General features: G+C 44.4%; 23 protein-coding genes and 1 other RNA gene. 9 read left to right on the top strand and 15 right to left on the bottom strand.

What is annotated here, in order from left to right:
• Positions 1-160 precede the first annotated feature (160 nt).
• Both purD and P2A85_RS16110 read right to left on the bottom strand, forming a co-directional pair.
• Positions 161-1,444 carry a phosphoribosylamine--glycine ligase gene (gene purD, locus P2A85_RS16115; protein WP_377473776.1) on the bottom strand — a complete coding sequence of 428 codons (1,284 nt, stop codon included), beginning with the start codon at positions 1,442-1,444 and terminating at the stop codon, positions 161-163.
• A gap of 101 nt (positions 1,445-1,545) precedes the next feature.
• Positions 1,546-1,680 carry a hypothetical protein gene (locus P2A85_RS16110; protein ID WP_377473774.1) on the bottom strand — a complete coding sequence of 45 codons (135 nt, stop codon included), beginning with the start codon at positions 1,678-1,680 and terminating at the stop codon, positions 1,546-1,548.
• Between the two features lie 223 nt (positions 1,681-1,903).
• On the opposite strand from P2A85_RS16110, the gene P2A85_RS16105 reads away from it, so the two are divergent.
• The 3 genes from P2A85_RS16105 to P2A85_RS16095 all read left to right on the top strand — a co-directional run bounded on the left by P2A85_RS16105 (position 1,904) and on the right by P2A85_RS16095 (position 4,338).
• On the top strand, positions 1,904-3,076 hold the full coding sequence (locus tag P2A85_RS16105; protein ID WP_377473772.1) for a 5-(carboxyamino)imidazole ribonucleotide synthase: 1,173 nt from the start codon (positions 1,904-1,906) through the stop codon (positions 3,074-3,076).
• A 51-nt stretch (positions 3,077-3,127) separates the two neighbouring features.
• Positions 3,128-3,315, top strand: a non-coding RNA gene (gene ssrS, locus P2A85_RS16100) — 6S RNA.
• A gap of 240 nt (positions 3,316-3,555) precedes the next feature.
• Complete coding sequence (locus P2A85_RS16095; RefSeq protein ID WP_377473770.1) at positions 3,556-4,338, top strand: glutathione S-transferase family protein; 783 nt, start codon at positions 3,556-3,558, stop codon at positions 4,336-4,338.
• Between the two features lie 9 nt (positions 4,339-4,347).
• Here the strand turns inward: P2A85_RS16095 and P2A85_RS16090 are convergent, their stop codons facing one another.
• Positions 4,348-4,743 (bottom strand): ACP S-malonyltransferase, encoded by a 396-nt coding sequence (locus P2A85_RS16090; protein WP_340550274.1) that lies wholly within the window; start codon positions 4,741-4,743, stop codon positions 4,348-4,350.
• Positions 4,740-5,129: a DUF433 domain-containing protein gene (locus P2A85_RS16085; protein WP_340550273.1), complete on the bottom strand. Its 390-nt coding sequence runs from the start codon at positions 5,127-5,129 to the stop codon at positions 4,740-4,742. Before P2A85_RS16085 ends, P2A85_RS16090 begins: the two co-directional genes overlap by 4 nt.
• A 415-nt stretch (positions 5,130-5,544) precedes the next feature.
• Here P2A85_RS16085 and rpmI point away from each other — a divergent pair, with 415 nt between their 5' ends.
• From rpmI to P2A85_RS16055, 6 genes are all read left to right on the top strand, one after another.
• The gene (rpmI, locus tag P2A85_RS16080; RefSeq protein WP_293245916.1) at positions 5,545-5,742 is read left to right on the top strand and encodes a 50S ribosomal protein L35; all 198 of its coding nucleotides are present in this window, start codon (positions 5,545-5,547) and stop codon (positions 5,740-5,742) included.
• 19 nt (positions 5,743-5,761) lie between these two features.
• Positions 5,762-6,118 carry a 50S ribosomal protein L20 gene (gene rplT / locus P2A85_RS16075; RefSeq protein WP_340520188.1) on the top strand — a complete coding sequence of 119 codons (357 nt, stop codon included), beginning with the start codon at positions 5,762-5,764 and terminating at the stop codon, positions 6,116-6,118.
• Between the two features lie 272 nt (positions 6,119-6,390).
• Complete coding sequence (locus P2A85_RS16070; RefSeq protein ID WP_341737949.1) at positions 6,391-6,921, top strand: tetratricopeptide repeat protein; 531 nt, start codon at positions 6,391-6,393, stop codon at positions 6,919-6,921.
• A 614-nt stretch (positions 6,922-7,535) separates the two neighbouring features.
• Positions 7,536-7,913: a response regulator gene (locus tag P2A85_RS16065; protein WP_377473766.1), complete on the top strand. Its 378-nt coding sequence runs from the start codon at positions 7,536-7,538 to the stop codon at positions 7,911-7,913.
• Entirely contained in the window at positions 7,910-8,518 is a 609-nt protein-coding gene (locus tag P2A85_RS16060) for a chemotaxis protein CheC (protein WP_377473764.1), read from the top strand. The genes P2A85_RS16065 and P2A85_RS16060 overlap by 4 nt, the downstream gene beginning before the upstream one ends.
• Positions 8,515-10,710: a diguanylate cyclase domain-containing protein gene (locus P2A85_RS16055; RefSeq protein ID WP_377473762.1), complete on the top strand. Its 2,196-nt coding sequence runs from the start codon at positions 8,515-8,517 to the stop codon at positions 10,708-10,710. Before P2A85_RS16060 ends, P2A85_RS16055 begins: the two co-directional genes overlap by 4 nt.
• Positions 10,711-10,746: 36 nt before the next feature.
• Here the strand turns inward: P2A85_RS16055 and P2A85_RS16050 are convergent, their stop codons facing one another.
• The 11 genes from P2A85_RS16050 to P2A85_RS16000 all read right to left on the bottom strand — a co-directional run bounded on the left by P2A85_RS16050 (position 10,747) and on the right by P2A85_RS16000 (position 23,425).
• Positions 10,747-11,325, bottom strand: a complete 579-nt coding sequence (locus P2A85_RS16050; RefSeq protein WP_377473760.1) for a hypothetical protein — start codon at positions 11,323-11,325, stop codon at positions 10,747-10,749.
• Positions 11,326-11,337: 12 nt separating this feature from the next.
• Complete coding sequence (locus P2A85_RS16045) at positions 11,338-11,595, bottom strand: hypothetical protein (protein WP_377473758.1); 258 nt, start codon at positions 11,593-11,595, stop codon at positions 11,338-11,340.
• A gap of 864 nt (positions 11,596-12,459) precedes the next feature.
• Positions 12,460-14,394, bottom strand: a complete 1,935-nt coding sequence (locus P2A85_RS16040) for a hypothetical protein (protein WP_377473756.1) — start codon at positions 14,392-14,394, stop codon at positions 12,460-12,462.
• A gap of 51 nt (positions 14,395-14,445) precedes the next feature.
• Positions 14,446-15,423 (bottom strand): hypothetical protein, encoded by a 978-nt coding sequence (locus tag P2A85_RS16035; RefSeq protein WP_377473754.1) that lies wholly within the window; start codon positions 15,421-15,423, stop codon positions 14,446-14,448.
• A gap of 35 nt (positions 15,424-15,458) precedes the next feature.
• Complete coding sequence (locus tag P2A85_RS16030; protein ID WP_340541226.1) at positions 15,459-15,968, bottom strand: hypothetical protein; 510 nt, start codon at positions 15,966-15,968, stop codon at positions 15,459-15,461.
• A gap of 30 nt (positions 15,969-15,998) precedes the next feature.
• Positions 15,999-18,035, bottom strand: a complete 2,037-nt coding sequence (locus P2A85_RS16025; RefSeq protein WP_377473752.1) for a hypothetical protein — start codon at positions 18,033-18,035, stop codon at positions 15,999-16,001.
• A 5-nt stretch (positions 18,036-18,040) separates the two neighbouring features.
• Positions 18,041-20,554, bottom strand: coding sequence for a baseplate J/gp47 family protein (locus P2A85_RS16020; protein WP_377473750.1), 2,514 nt, complete (start codon positions 20,552-20,554; stop codon positions 18,041-18,043).
• 11 nt (positions 20,555-20,565) lie between these two features.
• A complete protein-coding gene (locus P2A85_RS16015; protein ID WP_377473748.1) occupies positions 20,566-21,030 on the bottom strand; it encodes a DUF2634 domain-containing protein in 465 nt (154 codons plus the stop codon).
• 6 nt (positions 21,031-21,036) lie between these two features.
• Positions 21,037-21,561 carry a hypothetical protein gene (locus P2A85_RS16010; protein WP_377473746.1) on the bottom strand — a complete coding sequence of 175 codons (525 nt, stop codon included), beginning with the start codon at positions 21,559-21,561 and terminating at the stop codon, positions 21,037-21,039.
• A 44-nt stretch (positions 21,562-21,605) separates the two neighbouring features.
• Entirely contained in the window at positions 21,606-22,457 is an 852-nt protein-coding gene (locus P2A85_RS16005; protein WP_377473744.1) for a phage baseplate assembly protein V, read from the bottom strand.
• A complete protein-coding gene (locus tag P2A85_RS16000) occupies positions 22,457-23,425 on the bottom strand; it encodes a hypothetical protein (protein WP_377473742.1) in 969 nt (322 codons plus the stop codon). The genes P2A85_RS16005 and P2A85_RS16000 overlap by 1 nt, the downstream gene beginning before the upstream one ends.
• Positions 23,426-23,483: the final 58 nt, after the last annotated feature.

Here is a 23,483-nt window from a genome sequence, read left to right as displayed (position 1 = left end):
AGTTAAAAATTTAAAGTAGAATTAAATAAAGAGGCTTTTCCTCAGCCTTTGTACACTGAATGAGTACACTGCCGCCACTGAAAAGAACCCAGATTTATTGTGACACTTCTACTTTGAGATTGCTTGAGTTCCCGCAAGTGGCCGAGGTCGAAATTCCTAATTAATTTTTGTCGGGCAAAGCTCGACGGCCGATGTCGCGCCGACAGTAGACCCCTTCAAACTGAATACAATCTACCGCCTCGTAAGCTTTAGCAATAGCTTGTTCCAAAGTTTCTCCCACAGCAGTGACACCCAAAACCCGACCACCGTCGCTGACTAACTGCTGCTGCTTCAACTGAGTGCCGGCATGAAAGACTTCTGCACCTTTGGCTTCGGCTTCCTCAATGCCTGTAATAGTTTTGCCTTTTTGGAAATTTCCCGGATAACCCCCAGATGCCAAAACGACGCAAACCGAAGCCCCGGACTTCCAGCGAATGTCCGAAAAATCTCCTAAACGCTGCACGCAGCAGGCTAGCAGCAAGTCTTCCAGGGGGGTTTCCAGTAGAGACAACACGGCTTGGGTTTCGGGATCTCCAAAGCGGCAGTTAAATTCTAAGACTTTGGGTTCTCCTTCGGGTGTAATCATTAAACCTGCGTAGAGTACGCCGCGATAGTCGATTTTGCGTTTTTGCAAAGCTGCGAGGGTGGGTTCCAAAATTGCTGTTTGAATCCTGTCCATGAGCTCTGGGGTGACAATCGGTGCTGGTGCGTAGGCTCCCATGCCCCCGGTGTTGGCTCCCTTGTCACCTTCGCCGATGGCTTTGTGGTCTTGGGCGGGGACCAGGGGTTCTACTGTAATGCCGTCGGTGAGGGCGAGAATCGATACTTCTTGACCTGTTATATATTCTTCTACTACGACTCGGATGTTGTCGGTGCCAAATTCGCCGCGAAAAATGGTGTTGATGGCGCTTAATGCCATTTTGACAGTGGTGGCAACGGTGACTCCTTTGCCTGATGCCAGTCCATCTGCTTTGATGACGATCGGGATTCCTTGTTCAACAACGTATGCTTTGGCTGCTTCTGGGTTGGTAAATACGGCTGCTTTGGGTGTTGGGATTCCTGCTTCGAGCATTAATTCCTTCGCCCAGGATTTGCTCGACTCAATTTGGGCTCCGGCTTTGGTAGGGCCGAAAACCATAAGTTTTTTCTGTTGGAAGTAGTCAACGATCCCTAGTGATAGGGGCAATTCGGGCCCGACGATGACAAGTCCGATGTTGTTGACCATCACAAAGCGTTCCATGCCTTGGAAGTCGTCGATGTTGAGTGACAAATTTTGGCAGCCGTTGGTGGTAGCTGTGCCGCCGTTGCCTGGTACGCAGAAGACTTGTTTAATCCGCGTTGATTCGAGCAGTTTTTTTGCGATCGCGTGTTCGCGACCTCCGTTCCCCACAACCAAAACTTTCACAGCATCCTCACCTATAATTTTTGTGCCTGAATGGCCACTTTGCAGTGTTGGTACTTATCTATCTGCTTTTTGCAGTGCTCTCAATTATGCCATGCTTGGCGCTAGGGAATTGCTAGATGTGGCACTTTTCTCGATCGTCCGGGATTGGCTGCTGTTAGAGATGGGTCAACCAGTGCCAGGATTAAAAACTTTCCTAGATCGTGGGTGCTGGGCTGATTCTTAGATTCAATAGACATCTCCCATAATTGTTGTGGAATAGGCATCCCTTCGACCCTTCGACTACGCTCAGGGCGACGCTTCGCGGTTCAGTCAGCGGAGTCGAAGGGCAGGACACCGCCTGCCTGTTTTTGACTGTCTTTTTAGGAGATGTCTATTGTTGGTGTTACCGCCCCTACAGGATATTTATGTCGTTACTTTTTGTTATAAAATAGTCAGGTTAACATATTGAAAATTAGTCAGATGAAATTTACTCCATCCACTGCCAGTACATCTCCTAAAATTAAGCGGGTGGGTGTTGTCGGCGGCGGTCAACTAGCTTGGATGATGGGGTCTGCTGCTAGTAAGCTGGGTATTGAATTGGTGGTGCAAACTCCCCTGGCTACTGACCCGGCAAATTCTATTGCTAGTGATACTGTTTTGGCGGCAATTGATGATGTTAATGCTACCGCTGAATTAGCCAATCGCTCTGATGTTATTACTTTTGAAAATGAGTTTGTGGATTTGGATGGTTTGCGGACACTAGAAAATCAAGGTGTTTTATTTCAGCCTAGTTTGTCCTCTCTCTATCCGTTGTTGGATAAGTACGTGCAGCGCTGTTATTTACAAGATTTGGGTTTGCCAATTCCTAGGTTTTGGCAATGGGATTGTAGCCAGGATTTGCCATTGGATTTTCCCTTGGTTATCAAAGTTCGCCGCCACGGTTATGATGGCCAAGGTACTTTTGTGGTTAAAGATTCAGCGAGTCTGGAGTCGATTTGTATTAATCTCAAAGGTGTGGCTTTGTTGGTGGAAGAGTTTGTGCCTTTCGATCGCGAGTTGGCTGTAATTGCTGCTCGATCGGCTCAGGGTGAAATTGCCATTTACCCGATCGTCGAAACTCAGCAAGAAAATCAGGTTTGTCGCCTGGCGATTGCACCGGCCCGGATTAGTTTGGATCTCGAAGCCGAAGCTTCTGCGATCGCCCGTACTCTCCTCAATAGTTTACAAGCTGTGGGCGTATTCGGCATTGAACTATTTTTAACCGCCGACAATCAACTATTGGTAAACGAAATTGCACCGCGCACGCACAATTCGGGACACTTTACCATCGATGCTTGCAAAACTTCACAATTTGAACAACATTTGCGTGCAGTTTGTCAACTGCCTTTAGGCAATTGCGATTTAATCTCTGCTGGTGCTGTGATGGTAAATTTACTCGGCTATGAATCGGCTGAGTCGGATTATTCAGAAAAACGAAAACAACTGGCACAAATAGAGGGTACTTTTGTACATTGGTATGGTAAGAAAGTATCGCGTCCGGGCCGCAAACTGGGTCACGTTACTGTTTTGCTGGATCGGGAAGCGTTGGAGCATGGGCGATCGCCAGCAGAGGCGATCGCTCAAACCATTGAATCTATCTGGAAGGCAAATTAGATCGATGGCACAGTTGCCAAAATCCAGTTAGTTGGTATATATTAAATACAGGTTCTACTGCGACGTTGGTGACTGCCAATAATGTTTTTTTGATCTATAACTCTTAACTTTCGGGAATCAAGATGTTTGGACAGCAGTAAACTGGGCTTGTACCCAGAAACTTTAAGTCCGAGCCAACGGTGCCCACCTGGTAAAATACCAGGTCAAAAGCTGAGGTAAGACGGCGTTGCGGTGAACCCTTAAAAAACATTGATTGAGATAGGCGCTGTGAAATATGGCTAGCCTATTTTTTTTGTTGAATTTGTTAAATTTGTTATTTGTTATCGGCTTTAAGTTAAATTTTAAATTAATTGGCGATCGGCCCCTTGCCATTATAGCAACCGCCAAGGTGGTTAAGGCATAACTTTGGGGTAATGGCTCTGCTATTCTCTAAAAAAGACCGATAAGTCTGCCAACATTTACACAACTAAATTAATTCAATGAATCATCATTCAACCATTGCCAATACCGAAGTTGTCCGCCTCATCACCATCCCCATCAGTCACTACTGCGAAAAAGTGCGGTGGGCCCTGGATTTACTAAAAATCCCCTACATAGAAGAAAGACACGTACCAGCTTTTCACCTCTGGGCTACCCGCAAACACGGAGGAAGCAGCGTTCCCATTTTAGTTGCCAAATCTGGGAACTTTATTGATTCAACAGATATTTTGCATTACCTCGATACTCTCAATCCAGAAAGCCACGGTTTGTATCCAAAAGAGCCTGAATTGCGCCGAGAAGTCGAAGAACTTGAAGAGTTATTTGATGCTAGACTGGGAGCAGATACTCGCAATTGGGGATATTTTTATCGATCGGGCGATCGCGAAACAATGCGAACTGGTTGGTGCAGCGGTACGCCTCAACTTGAGCGTCTTGGGTTTGAAATAATCTTTCCGTTCCTTAGCAGTACAATACGGCAACGCTACAACATAACAGTAGATTCCGCAGCCAAGGCGCTGCAAGGAATCCAAGAAATTTTTGAGATTGTCGATCGAAGATTAGCAGGCGGCAAAACCTATTTACTGGGCGATACAATATCCGCAGCAGACATAACTTTTGCAGCCCTGGCCGCTCCGGTTTTACTGCCACCGGAACATCCTGTTATGGTATCAAAAATTGCAGAATTGCCGATCGAAATGGCAGCGGTAATTAAACAATTGCAGTCAACTGCCGCCGGAGTTTACGCCCTCCGCTTGTATCGAGAGCAGCGCCAAGTTCAGTAATAAACAGTCTCATGGAATGAAAAGTCTCATTGAACCTTTGTAGTCATCAATATCAAAGATAATCTCAATCAGCCGATCGATACAAAGATTGCGATAATCAGGATCGGTCAAGACTCGATCGGCATCTCCAATAGTGACAACGGGCAATGAAGTTGATGTATTTTCTTCACGCATCACTTTCTCTAGAGAATTCTTACCTTTCATACTCCGATTGGCTGTTAGCAAGATCATTTGATTTGTCTGTGCAAACCGCCAAACTACTCTGTCATCACTCGTAACGGATAATGCAACTTCTTCAAAAGTTATAAAGCGAATCGGTAGCAGATCCAGCCAACCAAGGCTAGCAATATTACCTGCTAAAAGTAGAGTATGTCCTTCAAGATTATGATCGACCAGGAAAATCATGCGTGGAGCTCCAACTGAGCTTGATGTTTTGCTTTCTGTGCTTGAAGCTTTTCCCAAGCAGCCTCCATACCTGGTTTAGGTGGCTTTGTGGCAAGTCGGGCAATCAGCTCGCGATTTCGCTCTTCGTAATACTGCCGAAGTTCTTCAGCTTCCTTCAGCACAATTTCATACTCGGCTTGAACTTCAGCGCGATTTGTCTCAATATAGGCTACAGCCGCGTTAATTTGCTCATCGGTTAGATTGAAAAGACCACGGATGAACCTGAGTGGGTATTGGGCAGTCACGTAATCCATCACATCGTAGAGCGTGATGCGCGTTTCTGCGATCGTCAGTCCCCGATCTGTACGAATGATTGCTGACTGTTTGTTGGATGCTGCCGTCACCATGAATTCCCCCTCAATAAGTTATTTTTATTATATCTCATCAGGCATAATTGCGTCCGCAGCCACTCAATTCCTTCGACTATGAAGCTGCGTGTTCTCTCAATATCTTCAGCAGGTGATGGAAACATATAGAGGTAATTTCACTGGTGAACTCTTGAAAGATATCCTGTTCAAATTCATCAGAGATGGCCACTAATCTTAGCCGCTCACCTTTAATAGTCAGAGACCGTAAATCTGGAGGCTGAGGGCTGCAAAAGTGAAATGTGTTCATAATTCTGTAATTTTAGATGTCAACTGCGCCCAACAACCGCAAGAGCCTGCCGATCGGCCCATCCTGAATATATCGCCATAAATCCAGCTTGCAGAAAGTACCACAAACGTGATACGGTTATAGCTTGTGTCCAAATAACACCAGTCCATGCCAAAACTCAAAACTCGCAAAGCAGCCGCAAAGCGCTTTAGAGCGACCGGCACCGGTAAAATTGTGCGCCGCAAAGCTTACAAAAGCCACTTGCTCTCCCACAAAAGTTCAGCCCGCAAAAGTCGCTTGTCTAAATTGGTCGTCATCGACGAGACCAACGACGATAACGTGCGGTTAATGCTTCCATACTTGTAAAGTTTAACGGTAATCAAAGATGACACGGGTAAAACGCGGTAATGTCGCTAGAGCGCGCCGCAAAAAAATTCTCAAACTAGCCAAGGGATTCCGAGGCGCACAGTCGAAACAGTTCCGCACAGCTAACCAACGGGTGATGCAGGCCCTGCGTAACGGTTATCGCGATCGCAAAAAACGCAAACGCGACTTCCGCCGCCTGTGGATTGCTCGGATCAATGCAGCATCTCGCTTGCACGGCATGAGTTATAGCAAACTCATCGGCAACATGAAGAAAGCAAACATTGAAATCAATCGCAAAATGTTGGCACAAATGGCAATCCTTGACCCCGCAACATTTGGCAAAGTCGTGGAAATGGCCAAGTCAGCCGCATCGTGAAAGCTTGAATAGTTTTCCGAAGGCAGAAATAAGAAGTAAGAAGGATGTAGTTATCTGCCAGAGAAGGAAGACTTCTTAGATAAATCTAGGAGATTGAGACCGCTTTTCCTTCTTTGTTCTTACTTCTAGATTCTTGCTTTTTGAGAGCGCTATCCTGGGTAACTACGTCAGCCATTTCCCGGTTTTTAGTACAAGTTATTCGGCAAATATCAAGGATTTTCATTGCATTCAAATACATAAAAAAAACCAAATACCAACCAAATTTTAAAAGCATGGATAGCAATTTACTCATTATTTACTTGTCAGTCTTGCTACTCATACTAGGCAGTGCTTCCTGGTTTATAGTCAGCCAGATATTCAAAACTCGCAAGCGGGAAATGTCCCTGGAACGCTTAGAAACAAAGCTGACGAAAGAGAAGGGAACAGCCCAGGAATACTACCAATTGGGCAGTATTTATCTAGATAAAAGTCTTTATTCCCAGGCGATATTGCTATTTCAAAAAGCCCTGAAATCAGAAGATTTAGAAGGTGCAGAAAATGCAGCGATAATTTATAACGCTCTCGGTTTTGCACACTTCGGTCAAGAACAGTACGATATAGCAATCCGTTATTACAAAGAAGCCATTAAGTTGCAGCCCGGCTACGTCACATCGATCAATAATTTGGGCCACTCCTACGAGCGTAAAAAATTAGAATCTCAAGCTTTAGAAATGTACGAAGAAGTCCTAAAACACGAGCCAGACAATGCGACGGCAAAACGACGAGTAGAATCTCTTCGCAAACGGTTGGTCAGCTATAGTTAACCCAAGCTTTCAGCAGCAAAATACATCGTGTAAACCGGGCTTCATCAAGAAACCGGGTTTTTTGTTATTTGTTTGATAATATTGCCGATACCTAAAACTGGGAGTCATAAAACAAGGTTTGCATAGCACAAGTAGGTAAATACCGCAATTTGGGAATGTTTGCCCTGTCCTTTGCTAGAAAGTGGTTAAACTTTACTGAGGATGGGTTCAGGATTGCTAGAGGAACCAGAGAATCTGTATTTGGATTCTTAAGAATCTCCCGAATTTAGCCTAGGGAATTCGGGAGATTGTCAAATTAAGCAAGATAATTGTAGATGTGGTTTTAGTCTAAACCGCGATCGTAATACAGGGATAAATATCAAGAACAGAGCCGGCCGTCATCCGGTTCTCAAATCTCAACGCCTAAGCTTCCCAATAGCTCGATGGGTGGAGAACCCCTCACTATATGATGGATATATTTATTCCTGTTAGCCTGCTTGGTCCACTAATGTAGAGAGAGTTTTTTAGCTATGCAGGGGCGTCGCGATCGCGACGCCCCTGCATAAAATACTGTCAAAATAAAAGCAGTACCTGCCAAGCTGGTTAGTCATAAACAATTGAAGGAGGAAAACGTAGTGACATCAATTCTCGTTGTCGAAGATTCGTGGTTGACTCGCAGGGTAATCTGCAAAATCTTGCGAGCAGAAGGATACGAGACTTGGGAAGCATCGAGTGGCCCAGAAGCTCTGGAACTGCTCGATACTCAGACCCCAAACTGTATGCTGTTGGATCTCCTAATGCCAGACATGGAAGGTAGGGAAGTCTTGCAAGCTATGCGGGAGAAAGGAATTAAAGTTCCTGTGATCGTAATTACCGCAGACATCCAATCCACCACCCGCGAAGAGTGTATGGAACTCGGAGCCCTCGCAGTCATTCACAAAATGCCCAACTCCGACGAACTGGTTGGGTGGATCAAAAAAGCTCTCAGTGCCAGCGAGGAGAGCGCCCCATGAAATTGACCGCTCGACAGCTCGATGCTTTGCAGGAACTCGTCAACATCGGGATTGGTCAAGCAGCAGGGATCTTGAACGACATGATTGACTCCCCCATTCGCTTGCAAATCCCCTACCTCCAAATCCTGACTCCCAACGATGTACAAGTACAGTTAGAGCAACACCTCAACGGCGAGCAAATCGCCGCCGTGCAGCTAAAATTCACAGGCTCTTTTGGAGGTATTGCTCAGCTAGTATTTCCTACCAACAGCGCCGCCACCCTCGTGACGATGCTAACTGGGGAAGAAGCCGGAACTCATGACCTAGATTCGGTGAAAATTGGTACGCTAAGTGAAGTGGGAAATATTGTAATCAACGGGGTTATGGGTGCTATCAGCAATGTACTTCAGCAGCGCTTGAACTACTCAATTCCCAATTACATGGAAGGGACGATCGCCACTTTGCTAGTATCTGGCGGTTTGACAGCCGATACAGTCGTTTTATTAGCCCAGACTCGTTTCATTATTGAAAAGCTTCACATTGAAGGAGATATTATCCTCATTTTCAATGTCAGTTCTTTTGATACCTTGTTGGCTGCTATCAATCAACTTGCCGGGGGTCTATGAGCCAGGAGAGCAAAACTATTGAGCAAAAGTTTGGGGTTCTCGACAGCGTACCAGTCGGCGCTTGCCTGCTGCGAGATGATTTTGTGGTTCTGTTTTGGAATACCTGTTTGGAAGACTGGACGAAAATTCCCCGCAGTCAAATGTTGGGTACAAAAATCACAACGCATTTTCCTCATTTAAACCAGCTAAAGTACGCAACTCGCTTTCAGCAAATCTTTGCAGGAGGTCCACCAACAATTTTTTCTTCTCAAATTCACAAACACCTGATTCCGGCAACTTGGCAAGACGGCCAGCAGCGCATCCAGCAAACTACTGTGACGGCTGTGCCGGCCCAAGAGGATGGCATCGCAGAATTGGAGATAGGAAAGTTGGTTGTCCCAAATGTTGAGTGGGAAGCAGAAGGTACGATCGAACTCCAAGCCGCTGGAAACAATGTTTTGTTAGATAACTCTCCGTCCCATCGGGCTTCACTGACATGGCCACCGACCAATTCCCAATCATTCTACGCCTTGTTGGTGATTCAGGACGTCACGGAGCTCACTCACCGGATTCAAGGTTATCGGGCGATGCGGGATCAGGCTTTGGAAGAAGTGAAAGTACGTCAGCGGGTGGAGGAAGAATTGCGATCGAGCCAGCACTTCATCCAGCAGATTGCTGACGTGGCACCTTATTTACTATATATCTACGACCTGACCGAACAGCGCAACGTTTACGTCAACGGTCAGGCCTTGAAATTGCTGGGCTACACTCCCCAAGAAATTTTAGAGATGGAAACGGCTTTCTGTTTCTGTCTCGTCTACCCAGAGGATTTGCGGACACTGGAAGAGCACCTGGAACAATTTCCCTCGGCCCAGGATGGCAGCATTTTGGAATTGGAGTATCGGCTTCAACATCGATCGGGCCAATGGCGCTGGTTTCGCTGTCGCGACCAAGTTTTTGCCCGCACCACCGAGGGCCAACCCAAACAAATTTTTGGTACTGCTCAAGATATCACGGAATACAAGCGGGCAGAAGCAGCGCTGCGACAGCAGAACGAACGGGAACTGTTGATGGCAACCATTACTCAGCACATTCGCCAGTCTTTGGATTTGGACGAAGTGCTGCACACGACTGTCAACGAAGTGCGCCAGTTTCTGCAGGCCGATCGAGTGATGATCGTCCGCTTTAACCCCTGTACTGGCAATGCCTGCGCCACGCCGGCAACGGGCGCGGTGACAGTGGAATCTGTAGCTGCTAACTGCCAGCCGATGCTGGGAGAAACCCTGGAAAATTTTTGTTTTGACGAATTTTATTTGGAAGCGTACCAACATCGGGCGATCCGACCAATCGCCGATATCTGCGCCGCCGATTTACCACAATATCAAATTGATTTGCTCGCACAATTTAATGTCAGAGCTTATTTAGTCGTGCCACTGGTGCAAGGGGAGGATTTGTGGGGGCTGCTGATGGCCCACCAGTGCAGCCCCCGACAGTGGATGCAGTTGGAAGTGGAATTACTGTCTTCTCTGGCGGCCCAGTTGGCGATCGCCATCAAGCAAGCAGAACTTTATCAGCAGTTGCAAGAGGCCAACCAAAAATTAGAACGCTTAGCCACTTTGGACGCCCTCACCCAGCTAGCAAACCGTCGCCGGTTCGATCAATATCTGGCAATGGAGTGGCGCAGACAGTCGCGGGAACAGACGCCCCTGTCCCTAATTCTGTGTGATATTGATTCTTTTAAAAGTTATAACGACACCTATGGTCATCCAGGGGGAGACGAATGTTTGCGACAAGTAGCTAGTGCCATTAGCCATGCAGTCGATCGCCCCGCCGATTTAGTGGCTCGGTATGGTGGCGAAGAATTTGCCGTTATTTTGCCCAATACCCACATCCAAGGCGCTGTGAAGGTCGCCGAACACATCAGGGTTAAAATCGCAGCCCTAAAGCTTCCTCACGCTGGTTCCCAGGTGAGTGAGTACGTCACCGTCAGTTTGGGCGTAGCAAGTATGGTTCCGGCATCGGAAGCGGGAGCGGAAATTTTGATTGCCGCCTCGGATCAAGCCCTCTACCAAGCAAAAAGAGTTGGGCGCGATCGCATCCAAGTCTACCAACCAGACCCTGATTCTGGCAAGCCGAACGGGACAACCACTCCCATCATCCCTGTAGATTTTTCTATATCCAATAATAATTTACCTTCTCCCACCAGCGCTTGACTTTTTCGAGTATTTGTAATTCTCAACTTGAACTTCTCAAATCTCAAGCGGAAGGCGGGATTGAATGTTAATGTTTTGAATCGTACTCAGCTCACCGTGAATATTTCTTAACAGTTTTAATTGACCTTTTGCTTGCAATTTTAATTCAAAACTTTGGGTGTCTACGGTCGTTTTATAAATGCTTTCTAGCACGTTAATCTGATTAATTATGTGAACCGTTGTGATTTCTTGGCTTTGATAGCTAGTAGAGGCAGTAACGTTATACTCTTGCAGCAAGTCTTCGGAGTTAGTTAAGATAATCCCAAAGATGAGAGAGGCGAATTTTTCAAGATTTTCTAAATTAGTGTCGTACACCTCAATAAAAAACTCTTGCTCAAATTCCCGCATTACAGTTATTTCTTGGCGGCTTTCCTCTGGGTACTGCTTGAGAGATTTTAAGTTTCTCATGCTTTGATCTAGGGTAAACTTACCTAAATAAACACTAATTTGGGGAAAGGGTTCTGAAGGAGATTCCCTTAACTGTTTAGTGGTAAAATGTTGGTCTGACTGAGCAATGTCTGCACTCAGTTCGGTTTTCAGCAGGTTGGCGATCGCCGTCAGTAGCTTATAAATCATAATCTATCTAAATTAGCTTTGACTACTTTGGGGAGAGACTTCTCTAGCGGGGGTTTCAGAATCGAGAGCATAAGTATTTTCCGAGGGAGTGTGGATTGTATTGCTGTCAGCTTTTACCAGTTCTTCTTCCAACACTTGAATTGCACCAGCCATGCGGAGTAAAGTATCTCTCACATTGGCTTGTTTTGCCTCTAAATCCCCTAGGACTTTTTTACCCGATTCGTATTCGGCTTTGAGTTCTTGCAGACGTTGTTGGAGTTGTTGTTTCATAAAGACCTCACGGGAGCTTGGAAACCCAGTGGCTTGAGCCTAGGGAGGAAAAGCGACACGGGATGCTTTAGCGTCCCTTGAATATTCTTGAAATCCATCAGAAAATTGGGCGGAGCGAAGCGCAGGGTTGAAACCCCATCACTTCGGCTTCGATCAGTACGTCGCCTTTTAGGATGGCTTTGTTTGATTCAATAAATTAATTGACTACCTCTTTCGAGGCGGAGGGGTATGGTTGCCCCTCCTTCGGAGATATGGTTGTCTCCAATCCCTTTCGGGTAAAGTTCGCTTCGCCAATGTTATAAGAGCTTGTGCCGGCCCAAAGCACTGTTCCAGTGACCTTAGAACTGTTTAACTAGCAGCGACAGAGCAAGGGACTAGCGTCGCATCCCAGGGTGTCGTGACTCAAATAACGTAGTCAGCTAAGACTTAGGCTGGTCAGAATGGCTTGTTCGATTACTCTTGCAAGCCCCGTCCCTTAAGGGCGGGGTTCCTGACCACAGTTTTACATCAATTACCTACATCATATCGTTTCCGGTTGCATCGGAATGATAGCAACTCTGGACACTCCAAGTGCCCTTCTTCGTGTCAACTTAACCTCAAACCCAGTCAGAGAGTGTTGTTTGACGATTTGGTCCAGATCCCCCGCATTCTTGCCCCCTACTCAACCCCTACTCACACCCTACTCCCTTAAGAAGGGTGGGACAAGATTCCGCTCAAAGTCAACCCCTACTCACACCCTAACCCGATTAATGGTATCGGTCAATCCTGGACGCACTCAACCGAAAAAACCGGGTTTCTCCTTCTCATCCTCAATCTCCAATGACGCAATTACCTTAAGAAATCGGGTTTTTGTCTCCATGACTATCAGTAATTCCAGGGAATTTCTAGATCGTGAGTGCCAATTTCGCGGAAATGAATAATGCTATTTTGCTTGCTCATATCAATTTTGACACTAAGATAGGTCGTGAGATTACTGGTTTTCGGAATCAGATCTGCCGGGATACGAGCGGCAATATATCGCTCATAAAATTTGCTGTTCCAATGGCGGGCGAATGGGTTATCGTAAGTTCCCAGGAACCTTTCAATGGGATTTCCATTGACAGTAATGCCAGAGTGCATACAACCATTCCAGTCATTGTTATGTTCGACAAGATAGAGCAACTTGTCACGTCCAGACGGTACGACTGGAACTTTCAATTCCAAATTCGTCTTGGGCGGAATCATGGCGAGTACATCACTTTTCCAATTCTCTGAGTTCCAGGTTGTGGCATTACCGCCATTAACTGCCCAGTGGTATCCGACTGCTGATTGAGTTGCATGACTCCAAGGGTTTTTGCTGAATGCTAACCCAGAAAGCCACAAATGGTTCGTACTATTAGGCTTAGAAATCAGCGCGAGTTTCCGAGTTTCTCCAGCGGGTAGTGGGGCGAGATTTGTCCCGATCGCGATCGGCAGCCATTGATGAAAATTGGAGTAACTATCACTGAGGGAACCGTCGGGACAGTAGCAATTTGTGGATCTGTATCCACCAGTCCACACTCCGATTTCTTCGGTTTTTTTGTTGTCTTTATCTAGCAAATATGCCTTGATCGCGTTCCATCGTTCGCCTAATACCCTTACCCAGACGGTATTGTAGCCATCGGGAATGTTGATAACAGCACCGTTTCCGTCCGTCTCATTGTTACCTCCGTAGGCAATAATGGGACGATCGTTCCACAGGTTTTTTGCGGTAAAGGTGGTATCATCGTAGTATGATGGGTTTCCTAGTTTCGCGATCGCCCCTGCATTTCTGGCCGCAAAAATATCTTGATAAACAATTGGTTCACTCGGATACATCCGGTGTCGGAGCGGGTTACTAGACTCAACATTTTTGGCTCGAATGCTGCCGTCAACCTCTAATGTCGCCCCTGGATTTGTTGTGCCAATGCCAACTTTACCGTCATGATTAATACAGAGAACGCTCCGACTGTCTCGATCGAGAAAATTAACTAAAGTAGCATCACCACTTCGATCGATATCCGAGCGGAAAGTTAGGGTTCCCCAACTTTTAATTTGCCCTGAATCAATGCGGAAATCTCCATTTTGAATGTGCAGCTTGTCACTGGGAGATGTCGTACCCAGACCTATCTTACCATCCACAATCAAATTTTCGGTGACTTTTAAAGCAGTTTGCACCTGAAGAGAACCGGAGGAATGTCCCGATCTGATTGTACCAAAAACGGTAACAGTATCTCCATCATCATTACCGAGTTCGACGTTTCCTTCCATTTTTTCGGTGCTTTTGGAAATTACATTTCCAACTACGGTAAGATTGCCGTAAACTCGCAAATCTTTGGCTTGAAAATCTTGTGTTTCACTGCCTTGCACTCGACTATTGACATAGTTTTTTGTAGCTGTGTCTAAGGTAGTTACAGTTGTTTCCACATAGGTTTTGACAGTTGTATCTAATTTGGTTACAGCCGTATCTACATAATTTTTGATCGCTTTTTGGGTAGAAACAATACTATCGCTATTATTGCTCAGACTATCATCAGCAGAAAACTGATTGACGGCTACTCCTTCTGCTAGTTTGAGAGCTCCTTTGATTTCTAAGGGAGTGCTGGTGGTTGGGGCGATCGCGCTTACAGTCAAAGCTTGGGCTATGGTGAGGGGGCCTTGTAAAGATTCTGGTCCTTCTCGGTTGATTTTGGACGTTTCTAGTCGGACGATTTCCTGCATGGCTGCATTCCAGTCTGCCGATCGAACTGGATCGCCTGTTTTTTTGACTTCGGGTGTGAATTTAGTGCCGTTGTTGGTCATTGTTGGATTTTCCCAAAATTGTTAATTATTTAACTTATTGTTGGTCATTATTTATAGCTTCATAATGAAAGCAAGGGCATAATATGGAGGTCTGTTTTCGTGTGGTTGACTCGATCCAGTGTTTTGAAGAGAGATGCCAGTCCCAGAAAAACCTGTGTTTATATTAAAATCTGTGCGATTTTCCGGCGAACCACTTTGATCTTGTTCTGGCCCCGATCCAGGCCAACTAGCACCTTTTGAGTGACTGTGACCGGGATCATTAACTCCATGACTGTGGGCGGGCATTTGTTCTACGGTAAGAGTTACATTATTAGAACCACCAGTAGCCCCTACTGCATAACTATTACCAGCACCTACAATAAATCGATCGCATAAATTTGGTGTACCATTTTGACCATTACAAAGCGCCCATCCTGTAGGAATTTGTGCGACTTGCCCGGACCACATCACAATCATCCCTCTAACAAGAGCACCGTCACCAATAAAAGCTGGCGCGACGATCGCATTATTCACAACCAAGTTCTTTGTAGAATGTCTTGAACTGATTGTGCCAAAAACGGTAATAATATCTCGATCTTCATTACCGAGTTCGACATTACCCTCCATTTTTTGGATATCTTTCGATATCACCTCTCCGTCCACGGTAAGTTTGCCATAAACCCGCACATCTTTGGCTTTAAAATCTTGATTTTCACTCCCTTGAACAGCCCGATCTACATAAGTTTTTACCGCTTTTTGAGTCGGAACAATAGTATCTCTATTGGTGCTGAGACTCTCATCATTAGAAAACTGATTGACAGCTACTCCCTCTGCCAACTTTAAAGCACCTTTAACTTCTAATTGCACGCTAGTAACTGCTAATGCTGATTCAATCGTCAGCGGCCCCTCTAAAGAATCCCCGCCCTTGCGGTTAACTTTCGCACTCTCTAAGCGGACTGTTTCCTGCATTCCCGCATTCCATTCATCAGACAAAATTAAATCGCCTGGTTTTTTATGTTGGGGAGCAAATTTGCCGTTATTGGTAGTCATTATTTTTACCTATGCTGAATTTTTGAATCGCCAATTTAAAAAATGATTTCCCAAACTAAAGTCAGCTTGAAATCAGCCGTTTTAGTAATGTTGGGAAATACGACTCGATTGTACATAATTCCACCTTGGGCGCTATTAAATAGTCCGGCTTCAGTCAAAGCTAGCGGTTGATTGGGGGGTTCGGCAAAGTCTAAGTCAACGCACAATCTCACCTTGCGATTTTTTTGTCTGACGGTTCCGCTTTCAACTTTAATCGGGATTTCATCGGCATCGCTTAAATCTCTGGCAAGATCCAGGGGTTTGACTTCTTTGCGAAATACTTCTTTTTGCAATGCGGTATCTTCAACTGGATTCACCGGATTACTCCCAGTACCGATCGCCAGATAACGGATCGGCTCGATTTTTTGATTTAAAAACATTTTCGCAACTAAATCTCGTCCGCTATAGACGATGAAATTATTGGCTTTAACTTCATCGACAAGTTCACCTGCGGGATTAAATTGTTGGATAATCAATCGTCCTTTCATGTCCATTGCATCAGCCATTTTCATAGTTTTAGTTTCCTCAATTGGTAGTTATTCAAAGCCGTTACCTGAGTCGAAATCGGTATAATCAAATACACCGGAGATTAAGAAATTATCGGTCATTTCATGGTAATTTTCGTCCGGGGCGGGAGGTGGGATAGAGGGAAAGCGATCGCCATTGTCAAATATAGCATAATCAAACACTCCAGTAGTTAACAATTTCTCACTCATTTCGTGTCTAATGCCGTCGGGATAGGGAACTTTTAAGCCCAGAAGATTAAATTTTTCTTCGGCTATGTGAGTTTCCAGAAAAGGCGATCGCACCACGGTTAACCTGAGTTGTAAATCATGGGTTTCTCGGAAAACTTTTTCATAATTAATCAGGGCCAAAACACCGGCACCTTTCACATGATCAATGATATTAGCAATTTGGTGTCGCGGATGATCTGACGCTTCACCAAACTTATCAGAATATCCGGGAATATCCCAAGGAATTGTCACTTCAAACATCCCAGGATTAAGTTTGTAAATTCGCATCTCTAAATGGATGGCGACTTCAGCAAAACCTAGGGTACTGGAATCAAACTTTTGCCGATCGAATAAACCGACAGGATAATCCCCGATAATTTGGGCTTCAAAGCGCCACCGAGAGTTACTGATTGGTAGTAATGGCGTGTTTTCTTGAGTGTGAAAAGGTTGTCCATTGACTAAGACGGTATTCCCTCGAAATAATAACTTATCACCGGATTTTATCCTGCCTTGGTAGCAGATAAAATTTCCAGTATCGAGATGAACTATTCGGGGATTATACAACCATTCCACAGGTAAAGTTGATGGAACTTCCAAGAAAATTTCAATTTCCGATGGTTGGGGGTTGAGGCTGGCGGCGACAAACTCTTCAAACAACCTTAAAGGATAGTGATAGGCGACTATACCGAAGGAAGTATTCGGAGGACGTATCCAGGTTTTTTCCGGGTCAAATTCTTCGATCCGAATTTGCTTTTTGGCCGCTAAAGCAGCCTCTGAATCGCCTAAAATTCCCAAGTTAGCTGCGACTAAATCGAGAATCCCTTGACGAGTGGCTGCACCTTGCCGCAAAATCGCGATAATCCCTTTCAGTCTTTCCCGATAAGGGGCATAACTTTTTTCTAGTTCCCTGGGATAAGTGGCTTCTAACAGCAGGCGATTTTGTTTGATGCGATTGGTAGTATCTAGGGGATCATTTTCGGGTTTGTAGGATTCTAAAAAGCGATTTAGTTCGGCAATTAAGGCTTGTTCAACTTCACCTTTTGAGGGAATGTTGCTAGACTCAATATATTCGGGATAGGCTGCTTCTAATAGCAGTCGGTGCAGTCGTTGGCGATCGTCGTGATTAGTGGGGGCTGCTATGAGTTGCTTAACGCTTTCTAGTAGTAGTATACTCTTAAAGTATGCCTTATTTTTGGCGTAAAAATCTGGTTTTGTGAGTTGCTGGTTGAGTAGTGTTAAGAGTATTTCTTGTAGGGGTTGGGGTACGGATTCGCTACCGTCATATAGGCTTAAAAGTTGTTGGGTTTCAGAATTTAGTTGAGAGTGGAGATACTTACTGACTGGATGTTGGGCGACGAGAATTGAAATTGCTAATTGGGGTAGATTTTTAAATGAATCTTCGTGAAATATGGGCTGAGTTACTTGGTAGCGATCGAGTATTTGGTTAGTTTCGAGAGTCAGATTTTTGCGTAACTCCTGGGATACTATGTCGGTATTTGTTTGCAGTTTCGCGACGAAGCTATCAACATTTTTGATCGAACCGAGGCTAAAGCGATCGCTAACCTGAATCAGTTGAGATGTACCACCCAAGGCTTCTAAATAGATAGTAAGTAATTTATCTAAATCGCCTTTTCGCTGACCAATAAAACCTTGAGAACCTTCATTAGTAGCGGTATCTACGTGATGGGCGTGCATCACATCCAATAAGTCAGTTTCTGCTTGTTCGATGATTGCGCCAAAAACATCGATAAATTGATATAGCACACTTTCGACATTTTGGGTGTCGTAAAAGTGGGGTAAGCGACTGGCGATGTTGAGGGTTTTACCGAGTTTTTCCATGACAATTAACCTCCGGTAATTTCCACGATAATTTGTAGGTTATCCCCGCTAAGATTGAGGGGTTCTAGTTGGGCGCGTTCCATAATCCGCATCGGGATATCCTGCTGGGTGAAAATGCTTTCTCGCGCCGTAAGTTCTAAAGTATCTAGGGTATAATCTGCCCCCCGCAGAAAAATTCGGGTAACATCAATGAGTTGTGCTTTGTTGTCACCGTCAGGAATCAAGGTTTGCAAGGTGGCTAGGGAAAGATTGTTAGCCCGATCGCGAATTAATGATAGCAAGTTAGTTCGCAATTGCTCGTAGTCGAGATTTTCGCCCAGATTCAAACTCGGCAACTGTTGGGTAAAACTGGGGGTAAACAGACTGGTTAAAGTCTCTTTCATGGCGGTTTTTAGCTGTTCTGGATTGATATTTTCCGGTGGTAATCCGGTGGTATTCAGTCTCAGTTTTAACTTGCTAATGGCGATCGGCACTACCTGGACATCACTATCGATCGCAAAATCAGCCGCCAACTGGGTTTTTTCAAATGGTTCCACCCGAATTTCTTTTTTCTGAACATCTAGGCGATCGCGAGCATTTTCTAAATCTAATACCTGAAAATCTCCTAATTTCCAATTAACATCAAGCACCGATTCAACGTCAAGCGCCCGATTGACAAATTTGTCAATTTCGATATTTTCTTCCGGCTTTAGCTGTTCCAGATAATCGCTCAATTCTTGTCTGACTTTGGTTAATACTGTCTGTTTTTCCAAAGCAGTGATGGTAAGCGGCAATATCAGTTTAATCGCACCACTAATTCTCAGGAAATTAGAGAAGATAAAAGTTTTTCCTAGCTTGCCTTTTTCAACAAAACTCACCTCTACTGTTTGGCCATCAAAACTCATTTTGGGATTCCATAAATGGGGATTCAGCCACACTTCGACTTCGGCATTTAGTTGAGCTTTAATCGCACTGACACTAATACTTTCACCCACCAATAGACGCTGGAAATAGGTTTGCAGTGTTTCGAGGAAAGTATTGTGAGTTTCCTGGGTTAAACTTGGGGCTTTTACTTGCACATCTACAGTTAAAGATTTAATTTCCGAAGCAACGCGGATGGATTTAACAGTGAATTTTTCCAGAATATCTGCTTCCAATCGCTTCACAGTCTTCACAGTAGAAGCATAGGAATCGACTTCTGGTTTTTTCCCTACTTGGCGCGTCGTTTTCAGAGCAAAATCTAATAAATCGCTGACGTTTTGACAGTCTAAAATTTTGCGAGTAAGTTGGGATATCAACAGCGGTTGTCCCATTTTCTGAGTTTTGAGGTGGGTGGCGATCGCCTTTTCTACCTGTTCCTCAATTTGTATCCTTTCCGCAGCAGATATCCGCAAATTTGAATTTAATTCAATGCGGAAAACACCATCAATTTCAATGGCATTCGCGGGCTTTAAAATCGCATAAATTCCCGCAGCCCTTACCCGTTCAATCTCCTGTTTGATTTGGCTAACTTTATTGGTATCTTCAAAGTCTATCCCATCGACGAATACTTCAATAACACCAAACTCCCGCAACTCGATCGGTTCACTATTACTGAGATTAAAACTAAGCTCATTAATGCGTAATGGTTCCCACTGCGTAGTATAACTTTGGTTTAATTCTCCGGCTTTTCCTGGGATCGATGCTTGAACACTCACTTCTACCGTTTCACCGGTAAAATTGATGCTTTCCGTTGTGATAAATTGTTTTCTAGTAGTGGTTTCCAGAACAATAGTTAATTCTGTCCCTCTGGGAATGTGAAGGGGCAATTTTTCCGCTGATACTGGCGTACTAGACAGACTGACTTTTCCTTTCGCATTATGAAAGTTTTCTCTAACCTTAACTTCCCTAACTCCCGGTAAACTCAACAGGGCATTTTCAATCGATGTCGTATTGGCATTACTAGCAGCAATCAAAGCTTTTTTAGCCCGTTCCCGCAGTTGTTCGTCTGTCTCCCGCAGCTTACCAGTAAAGACAATTGCTTCGGGATTATCAACTGTTTTCACCCCCGGTATCGGCTGGGGCATGATTTTTACAGTTCCCGCTTTTGTAACTTCTGTTTCTCCTGGCTGTATGGCTTGTACCCGCACTTTGATCGATGTTTCCGTGGGGGGAATAATTTGCGATTCAATGGTTTTGTAAGCTTTTTTCGGTGATTCTTCCTTATCTTCTGTGGTGACTAATGTTCCGATGGGAATCGTGATATTTTCATCCAGTCCCAAATCGCGATCGAAAGTAACTATTCCGGTAGCATAATCTGGTTCGCCGCGTTTAATCCCTAAAATCGCGACTACTTTATCTAGATCAACTTCGGCGGCGGTATCCACATAAGCAGATAGGTAAACCCGCTGCATTTCTTCGTACAAAATCGCCATTTCATAAGCGAAGGATTCGTACAGGGTGCGAACCACACTTCCGGTTTGAAAGTCGCTGACGGTGGAGACGGTGCGATCGCGCATCGCCTCAAATATTTGGGTAAAATTCTTCTGTTCAAAAACCATAATCAAACTTCTTAATTTCCAACTATCGATATATTCAGAGTCAGCGGTGTATCTAAATCTACCACTTTTACGATGATTTTAGCTTTTAAAGTGTTAGGGTCTTTCAAGCGAGATGGCGGTTCAAAAACAATATCAATTATCTCATCTATTCTGCTTTCTTGATGCAAACATTCCCGGATGTAAATATTGGCTAAACCTTGGGTTTTTATGTTGTTTAGTTCGCCCACCAACAGATATAAGCGCGAACCATAATCGGGATGTCCTAAACTAGCTAGTTCTCCTTTGCGGGTATAAAGTCGATTTAAAATCGCTTGACTTAAATTATCTATTTTTGTTACCGTTGCTAAGTCGCGATTCTCGGCTTCTAAATCTACGTTGTTCCAATCGGCAAATCTGAGCAATTGACGATTCTGCGATTCTAAATCTCTGGAGTAGAGAGTTAGTTTTAAATCTAAATTTTGTAAATCATCATCCATAATTTATCACGATTTTTTGATTGTTTCTATGGTTGCTTGAGAAAAGGTTACATCGGCTTGACTCAAGTCAACTTTTCCGGTGATTTTGACATTCCCAGCGATCGCTAAATTACCAGAAATTTGAATGGGTTTCTCATTCTGACTAGATAACTGAATGTCACCCTCGGCAATTTTGATAATAGTACCACCAAAGCTAACTGTAATCGATCGCTCTGTCACCTCGATCGCTCTTTTGCCATCATGTTCAACAGCAAAATTACCTTGAGCCACAATCCGATTCTTAGTCACCAAAGAAATCCCATCTTTTTGGTCTAAGCAAATCTTAGCATGACCGGACTTTTGGGGATCTGGACAAGTTTCATCAGTCCCCTGACAAAAACCCTTAGCATGGGGTTTTTCTACCCGACTCGGCATATCGTTGGGACAGATAAAAATCTCTAAATATAACGGATCGGCATTGGGCTTTTCCTGAATCGTTTGACTCCCTGTATCATAAACATAATCGCTATTAGCACCTTTGATTCTGACCATATTCTTAATATTTGGAGTAGAAAGTTGACTAAACAAACGAGCAATTAACCGACTTGAGTATTTCTAGCTTTGGCTTGAATAGAATTAATCTTTTCAGTTGGGACCATCACCGGACAAGGCGCACCTAAATTCCCCATGTGAGTGTGCATACTGAGAATAATATCATCACCATCGCCCACTGCATTAGCTAATAATCGGCCGCCAACTTGGATCGAACCGGTCGCAGCATCACCAATTTTAATGCTACCCATACTTTTGACAGTGACATTGTTACTAGCAGCGTCAATAGTAATGCCCCCAGCTTCGATTTTAATTTTGCAAGTACCATTATCAATGGTAATGTTGCCACCACTCAAAACTACTTTACATTGTTCATTTTTGAGCGTAGCATCTCCCCCCTCTAAAGTTAAATGACATTTCTCATTCGTCAGATCAATTTTATCATCATTAACCGTAATTACGTGCTTTTCATTTTTGCTAGTGACGGTAATTGCTCCCTCTCGATCAATTTTTAAACTCCCCCCTTGTTCTCGATCGTGTTGCAGCAAAAATTCCTTTTCTTTATTGACTGGAGGTTGGTCTTCATCATTATACAACCGCCCAATAATTATCGGAGCATTAATATCGCCTCCAATAAAAGTCACCAAGACTAAATCCCCCACATTGGGAATATTCGCCAGTCCAATATGGGGCGTAACAGTTGGGACTTTCCGCAATTCAAAATCTTTGCCATCGGGCTGCTTTTTATTCTTCAATCTTACGGAACATTGGTAGTTATCTTTATCGCTATCCGAAGCATGGGGAAATATTGCCGTCACGATGCCAAGTTCGGTAGTATAAATTTTTTGTGCTTCTTGCTGGGCAACTTTTTGCATTACCCCAATAATTGAATCCATTATTTTTCCTCCCAATCAATCGTGGTTAAAAAACCCTGATGGCGGTTCAGGATATGCTTAATTCCAGTCACTTTAAAACTGCCATTTTGCTTGCTAATGGGCATTTTTGTGATTTGGATACCATCGCCTAATTTGACATTGGCTGCACCCATCGCCACGATCTGTCCCCGTTGCTTTTGTTTCAGATGACTTAGCACCCCCCGTGCAATACTTTGAGCAACAGCTTGGCTGCGTGCGGTGGGATCTGCCATTCGCAGAAGGTTTCCACTCGCACCCGCCGTGGCTTTGACTTCGTTTTTAGTCAACCAAGAATAAGCCTGTTCTCCTTGTCCTTGACTGGCTGGACTTTCTCCATAAATTTCTACTTTTTCGATGCCTTTTTGGGGTTGTTTTGAGCAGTATTTGAGCAAATCTTCACCGTAAGTAAAAGTATGAGTTATAGCCGGACTGTACTGGGAAAAAACTGCCCGATCGCGATCGTTAGCATAAACATCAAAACCGCACTGTTTAGCTAAGTTATACAAGCAATCGGCCGCATTTTGGCGATCGCCCACCGTATAAACCGAAAATTTAATCCCATTCTCAACTTTACCAATAGTCAACTTCGCTTGTCTGAGAATATCTTTAACAATATCCCCCCCATGAGATTTTTCATAAACCCGATTCAATCGCAGCAAAGTTAAATCAGTAAAAGCACTAGCCGCCTCAATCTGAACGCGATCGATTTCCCAATCTACACAAGTCACTCTACCTGTAAATACTAAGGTAGTTTGTTTCTCGTAACCGATTTCTATAGATACCGGATCTTTGGGATAAACCTCCACATTTTTCGGGATACCTAACACAATCCGACAAGTGTTGACGGGAATATGCAAAGAAGCGTGCGATCGCAAATCGAGTAACAGCGTTCCATCGTTCGCCGTGTAGGTAGTTCTGCCGAGTTTGATTTTGTAACTAATCTTTAACATCAAAATCACCCCTATACTGGTAAAGCATTTACAGCAGATTGCAGGTTTATGAAGTACA

Source organism: Microcoleus anatoxicus, from assembly GCF_042465725.1.
In the GTDB taxonomy this organism is placed as follows: Bacteria; Cyanobacteriota; Cyanobacteriia; order Cyanobacteriales; family Microcoleaceae; genus Microcoleus; species Microcoleus anatoxicus.
The sequence above is the reverse complement of the archived record's forward strand: the minus strand, read 5'-3'. Positions and strand labels throughout refer to the sequence as shown.